This is a genomic window from Clostridium sp. UBA6640, from assembly GCF_002455975.1.
Taxonomy (GTDB): Bacteria; Bacillota; Clostridia; order Clostridiales; family Clostridiaceae; genus Clostridium_J.
Genome location: NZ_DKLM01000151.1, coordinates 44,070 through 50,106 on the forward strand (window position 1 = coordinate 44,070; position 6,037 = coordinate 50,106).

6 protein-coding genes are annotated in these 6,037 nt (G+C 33.9%); all 6 read right to left on the bottom strand.

What is annotated here, in order from left to right; genetic code table 11:
• Positions 1-4 precede the first annotated feature (4 nt).
• Positions 5-940, bottom strand: a complete 936-nt coding sequence (locus B2W91_RS17420; protein WP_291583241.1) for an MOSC domain-containing protein — start codon at positions 938-940, stop codon at positions 5-7.
• Positions 941-988: 48 nt separating this feature from the next.
• Positions 989-1,984 carry a GTP 3',8-cyclase MoaA gene (moaA, locus tag B2W91_RS17425; RefSeq protein WP_349680817.1) on the bottom strand — a complete coding sequence of 332 codons (996 nt, stop codon included), beginning with the start codon at positions 1,982-1,984 and terminating at the stop codon, positions 989-991.
• Complete coding sequence (gene moaC / locus B2W91_RS17430) at positions 1,981-2,463, bottom strand: cyclic pyranopterin monophosphate synthase MoaC (RefSeq protein WP_291583243.1); 483 nt, start codon at positions 2,461-2,463, stop codon at positions 1,981-1,983. Before moaC ends, moaA begins: the two co-directional genes overlap by 4 nt.
• A 2-nt stretch (positions 2,464-2,465) precedes the next feature.
• Entirely contained in the window at positions 2,466-3,491 is a 1,026-nt protein-coding gene (locus B2W91_RS17435; RefSeq protein WP_291583244.1) for a molybdopterin-binding protein, read from the bottom strand.
• A 15-nt stretch (positions 3,492-3,506) separates the two neighbouring features.
• Positions 3,507-4,541, bottom strand: coding sequence for an XdhC family protein (locus B2W91_RS17440; protein WP_291583245.1), 1,035 nt, complete (start codon positions 4,539-4,541; stop codon positions 3,507-3,509).
• A gap of 112 nt (positions 4,542-4,653) precedes the next feature.
• Positions 4,654-5,586 carry an NTP transferase domain-containing protein gene (locus B2W91_RS17445; RefSeq protein ID WP_291583247.1) on the bottom strand — a complete coding sequence of 311 codons (933 nt, stop codon included), beginning with the start codon at positions 5,584-5,586 and terminating at the stop codon, positions 4,654-4,656.
• Positions 5,587-6,037: the final 451 nt, after the last annotated feature.

Below are 6,037 nucleotides of genomic sequence, written 5' to 3' on the forward strand. Positions count from 1 at the left end.
TATTTTATTTTCTTGCACAGTCTGAACTAGATCCTTTTAAAATCTTAATTCCGTGTTCTAGCTCATCTATGATAAATCCTAGGCTTTCTATTACAGCTTTTTTACTTCCTGGAAGATTTACTATAATTGTTCTATTGCGAATAACAGATGCTCCCCTGCCTAGCATAGCTCTTTTTGTAATCTTCATAGACCCATATCGAATTGCCTCTGCAATGCCCGGAGCATTTCTAGTAGCAACTGCCATAGTTGCCTCTGGCGTGCAATCTCTAATAGAAAATCCTGTTCCTCCTGTAGTCAATATTAAGTTAACTTGTCTTTGATCCGCCAATCGAATTAGATTTTTTTCAATTTGCTTTTGTTCATCTGGAAGAATCATAGTTTCCACAATCTCATAACCTGCTTCTTTTAGCATAGTAACAATTGCAGGACCACTTTCATCTTCCCTCTCTCCCTTAAAGCCCTTATCACTTAATGTAATAACAGCTGCCGTAAGTTTTGCATCTATAGAAGGTAATTCCATGGTCATTTCATCCCCTACTTTTATTTTTCCTCCATGTATTACCTTTGCAAATACACCTTCTCTTGGCATTATACAGTCTCCCATTGTTTTATATATCTGACAATGACTATGACACTCTTTTCCAATTTGAGTCATCTCAAGAACTACTTCTCCACAATGTAATCTAGTACCAACGGGCATGTCTCTAAAATCAAAGCCTTCCACAATAAGATTTTCTCCAAAATCCCCCAAAGAAACATTTGCTCCTTTTTCCCGAAATGCTTCAATTTTATCAAAGGAAAGAAGGCTTACTTGACGATGCCAATTACCGGCATGAGCATCCTGTTCAATCCCCCAGTTTTCTATAAAATTTGCCTCTTCAATCTCTCGTTTTTTAGTACCTCGCTTTTCGCTAATACATATCCCTTTTATTATTCCCATATGATTTATCTAACCTTTCATTCATGAATTTAAGCCCAGCTTCTAATTCTATCCACCGATTTTAACCATAGCCTCTCCCTCTGTAATTTTTTCAAGATGGTCAAAACAATGAGCTTTTGGTTTGCTTTTAATGACTTCTTTCATGGTATCTAATAATTCTATCTGAGTACCATTTCTTAAAACTTCTTTAAGATTAGCTCCGCTCTCATAACATAAACAAGGTTTCATAAAGCCTTTTGCTGTAATCCTAATTCGATTGCATTCTTCACAGAACTTACCATGCATTGCACTAATAAATCCTATGCTGCCTTGAAATCCTGGAATATGATAATAAATAGCAGGACCATTACCATGTTTTTTCATATCTTTTTCTATGCTTGGATACTCTTGTTTTATTCTAAGTAATAATTCTTCATTATTAACTGCTTTAAACTTTCTTCCATAACCTATTGGCATCATCTCAATAAATCTTACATCAACAAACATCTTATTTGAGAATTGAATTAATTCTCTCCATTCACCACTATTTTTTTCTTCCATTAATACACTATTTATCTTAATCGGAATCTTTTTCTCAACTACTTTTTTTATTCCTTCTATAACTTTATCTAAAGCATTTAGTCCTGTTGTTTCATAAAATACATCAGGTTTTAAACTATCTAGACTAACATTAATACCATCAATCCCTGCTGCTATCAAATCTTCAAGATACTCCGGTAGTAAAACTCCATTGGTGGTTATGGTTACTTTCTCTATGCCCGGTGTTTTCTTTATCATACTAATTAACTTTGCGCAATCCTTCCTTACAAGCGGTTCTCCTCCTGTAATCTTTATAGAATGAATGCCAAGAGAAGCTGCACTTTTGCAAATCCTTTCAATCTCTTCAAAAGTTAGTATCTCCTTCATAGAAGTCCACTCAATTCCATTTGGCATACAGTATTTACATCGAAGATTGCACCTATCTGTAATAGAGATTCTCATATAATCAATTATTCTTCCATAAGAGTCAATCATATTAACACTTGCACCTTTCCGCTTCATCATACCCCTTTGGGATTCTGAAATAGCCCGCTTTTTCCTCCAGATTTTTGGCTTAAACGAATATTTCCAATCTCCATGGTTTTATCTACAGCTTTACACATATCATAAATTGTAAGAAGTGCAATAGACACCCCAGTTAGGGCTTCCATTTCTACTCCAGTTTTTCCGTAAGTTCTCCCAATACAACATGCTTCAATTTCGCATCTTTCTTCCACTATCTCAAAATTGATTTCTAATTTTGTTAGATTTAAGATATGGCATAAGGGAATTAATTCAGAAGTTCGTTTTGCCCCCATAATTCCAGCAATTCTAGCCACACTTAATACATCACCTTTTTCTACAGTTCTGTTTACGATTTTCTCAAGGCATTCCTTACTCATATGAATACTTCCCTTAGCAATTGCTTCTCGCAGCGTATCCGGCTTTTCGCCAACATCCACCATTACTGCATTACCACTAGAATCAAAATGTGTAAATTCCATATTTATACCCCTTTTCCAAATCCACAGTTTGGGAATGTACAGGTTGGGCAAGACAAACATAATCCTCCTTGCCCTAATGCTGCAAGTTCCTCTTCTGTAACTTTATCATCTGCCATAATTCTTGGAAGAATTAAATCAAAGATTGTTTTCTTAGAATACATCACACATCCTGGAAGTCCAAGGATTGGTATAGTATTTTTATAATATGCCAATAAGAACATAGCACCAGGCAAAACTGGAGCACCGTAGGATATTATCTTAGCACCAGTATTCTTAATTGCCAAAGGAGTTTTATCATCAGGGTCTACACTCATTCCTCCTGTACAAAGAATAAGATTTGCCCCTTCTTCAATCATACTTAAACAACTCATGGTTATCTTCTCATGGTTATCATCTAAGGTAACATGTTTTATAATCTCTACATCATATTCCGACAACTTTTCCTCTAAAACAGGAGTGAATGTATCTTGTATTCTTCCATAATACACTTCATTGCCAGTGGTGATAATTCCAACCTTTTTATGAGAAAAAGGCAATACATTTAGAATAGGTTCTTCTCCACATCCCCGCTTTGCTTCCTCCATCTTTTCTTTTTCAATTACCAGTGGAATAATTCGAGTGCCGGCTAATTTATCTCCTTTTTTTACTGGAAAATTACCATGTTTTGTAGCAATAATCATCTGTCCTAAGCTATTTATTTGTTTTAATTTTTCACTATCTATTTTAAGAAGTCCGTCACAGGAAGAAGTTAGTTCAATTTTGCCTTCTTTCACATCTGATCTTTCTATATGAGTTCCACTGCAAATAGAACATAATATCTCTGCTGCTTCATTTTCATGTAGCATTCCTTCTTTGTTTTCCCATATGTAAAGATGATCCTTTCCAACACTTAATAATACTGGAATATCTTCTTTTGTAACGATATGACCTTTTCTAAATACAGTATCTTTTGTAACACCTCTAATAATTTGAGTAATGTCGTGGCATAAAACATGTCCCACTGCATCTTCTGTTTTTATTAATTTCATAACCCTTTTCTCCAATCAATTAATAATAAAATCTTCTATAAGAATATCCATGGTTCCTCCGCAAACCATGCCTTCACTTTCAGCAACTTCTCCTGTTAAGTCCTGATATACTACTTGATATCTTCTTGTTCCTATAAGTTGAATTGCTATATTTATAATGTCTTTCTCAGCACATCCTCCGCCAATACTTCCATATACTTTTCCATATAAACTCACAACCATCTTAGCACCTGTACTTCTTGGAGTAGATCCTTTTGTACTCATTACGGTTACAATAGCTGCAGGTTCTTTTAATGAAGCTAAATACGTGATAACATCTGTATCTAAGTCAGAGTTAACAAGATTCTTTTCCACATTTCTATTACTTCTTCGAATATTACTTCCTCGCTTATATGAAATTAATTCTGCTAAAATTGACACAGCAATCTCTTCTGGAAGAACTGCTCCAATATCTAGTCCAATAGGAGAACAAATCTCATCAATTTTATTTCTGTCATATCCTTCTTCTTCTAAAATCTGAAAAAGACCTTTTATTCTTCTTTTTGATCCTATCATCCCTAGATAAAACGGCTTAGCATTACCTAATATATATCTTAAACAATCTGCATCATAACGGTGTCCTCTGGTTATAACGGTAATATAATCTGTATCTTTTATAGATAACTTTCTTAATGCAGGTTTAAAACCCTCACAAATTACTTCGCTGGCCCATGGGAATCGCAAATGATTTGCAAATTCTGGTCTATCATCTACCACAGTTACATGAAAGCCTGTCTTAGATGCAAACTCACATAAAGGCAGTGCAACATGGCCGCCCCCAAGTATAATCAGTCTATCCTTTAAAGCAATTGGCTCATAAAAAGATATGCTTTTATCTTCTTTAATAGCAATAGGTTCTATGATAGATTCTTCTGCCGCATCATCTAATATAAGCTTTTTTGATAGTTCATCATGAATTCTGCCTTCTTGTCCTGAAAAGGTTGTGACCATATTTACTTTTTGTCCCTTTTGTAAAGCCTCTTGAACTTGTACATAGATGTTTTTATTCATCTCTCATTGCTCCTCATCACATTTTGCTCTGAAAATATTTTATTTTTGCAGAAAAATATCGAATTATTTTAAAATACAACTCGCTCCTAAAAAATTTTGTTTTATTATTTTATTACATTTTTTCTATAATATCTTCTAAAAAATACTCCTTGAACTTTTTATCAACAATTTCATTAATCTCTTTCTCAAAGCACTCATAGCGTTCTAAAAGTTTAGATCCTTTCTCTGTTAAAGTAGTATATCCCCCGCCTATACCGCCTTGTTGTCTATTTACTACCTTAAACCCTAACTCTTTCTCCATGTTTTTTATCATATTCCAACTTTTACTGTAAGATAGATTTAGATTCTGACAAGCATACCGCACTGAACCAGTATATTGAATCTGTTTCATTAAGCTAGCAGAACTTGGCTCAAAAAATGGTGTTTCTTTCGCCAACCTTATTTTTACCTGTGCTCTAAAAAGCTGATTGGTATGAGATTTTAATGTTTCTTCGTAATCTTTTTTGGTATCGGCATCCATTAAAACTCCTTTATCATCTACCTTAATTAATGTCTTATTATAACCACAATTCTTAATTGCGTCTCTAAGACCACCTTGTCCCTGGTAAGATAAAATATTATCTAAAACTTTACAATTTAATAAAATTGGATGACCATTCTTTCCCTTGAAAACAGGTGCCGCAACCATGGCATCTGACTGTAATAATAATCTTACAGTTTCAACAGTAAACAGAGGAATATCCGCTGGAGTAAAAATAATCTTTTCACATTTATCTTTCAAATGTTCCAATCCAATTTTAGCTGATTCAAACATATCGGTATGAGCATAATCTTCATTTCTTAAGAAGATTATTCCCATATGACGAAGTTTATTTTCCAGCTGTTCGGCATTATTACCGGTAATAACCACAATATAATCTACACCAGCCGCTTCCACAGTATGAATAATTCGCTCAATCATTGTAATGGAGCCTACTGGTAGCATGGGCTTAAACTCACCCATTCTAGAAGACATGCCTGCTGCTACAATTATTGCTCCCTTCATAATATCCCTTCATTCTAATACACAGAGAATTTCTGCTCTGTAATCATTCTTATTAATATGAATTAAGACTATCTATAAATGCAATCTACCGTAAATGTCTACAACTAATAGCTTATTTTCATAAGATTTTGAATTATTTTGCGAAGCTAAGCTATTTGTTATAAGCTTCAACTCAATCATTCATTTATACCTCCTAATTATGTAGAAAGTATGCCTATCTTACATCAACTATTATAGACACATCATACTCCTTTGTCAGAAGATTGTAAATACTCTGTGCAATAATTATTTTTAACCTAAATTTGCCCTTTATTTTTAAATTTTTTCACATCCTTTTTAATCCCCTGCTTAAAATCAATCTTTTCTACATCACTATTATCAGTAACTACACCCTTAAATATTTCAATTTGCAATGGAAAATTCACAATTGTAGTTGAAATTAATTCTTGCC

What these genes read in the sequence shown, in the direction of transcription:
- moaA (WP_349680817.1), bottom strand. Translation starts at nt 1,984, where the DNA reads ATGATGAAGCGGAAAGGTGCAAGTGTTAATATGATTGACTCTTATGGA.
- moaC (WP_291583243.1), bottom strand. Translation starts at nt 2,463, where the DNA reads ATGGAATTTACACATTTTGATTCTAGTGGTAATGCAGTAATGGTGGAT.
- B2W91_RS17420 (WP_291583241.1), bottom strand. Translation starts at nt 940, where the DNA reads ATGGGAATAATAAAAGGGATATGTATTAGCGAAAAGCGAGGTACTAAA.
- B2W91_RS17445 (WP_291583247.1), bottom strand. Translation starts at nt 5,586, where the DNA reads ATGAAGGGAGCAATAATTGTAGCAGCAGGCATGTCTTCTAGAATGGGT.
- B2W91_RS17435 (WP_291583244.1), bottom strand. Translation starts at nt 3,491, where the DNA reads ATGAAATTAATAAAAACAGAAGATGCAGTGGGACATGTTTTATGCCAC.
- B2W91_RS17440 (WP_291583245.1), bottom strand. Translation starts at nt 4,541, where the DNA reads ATGAATAAAAACATCTATGTACAAGTTCAAGAGGCTTTACAAAAGGGA.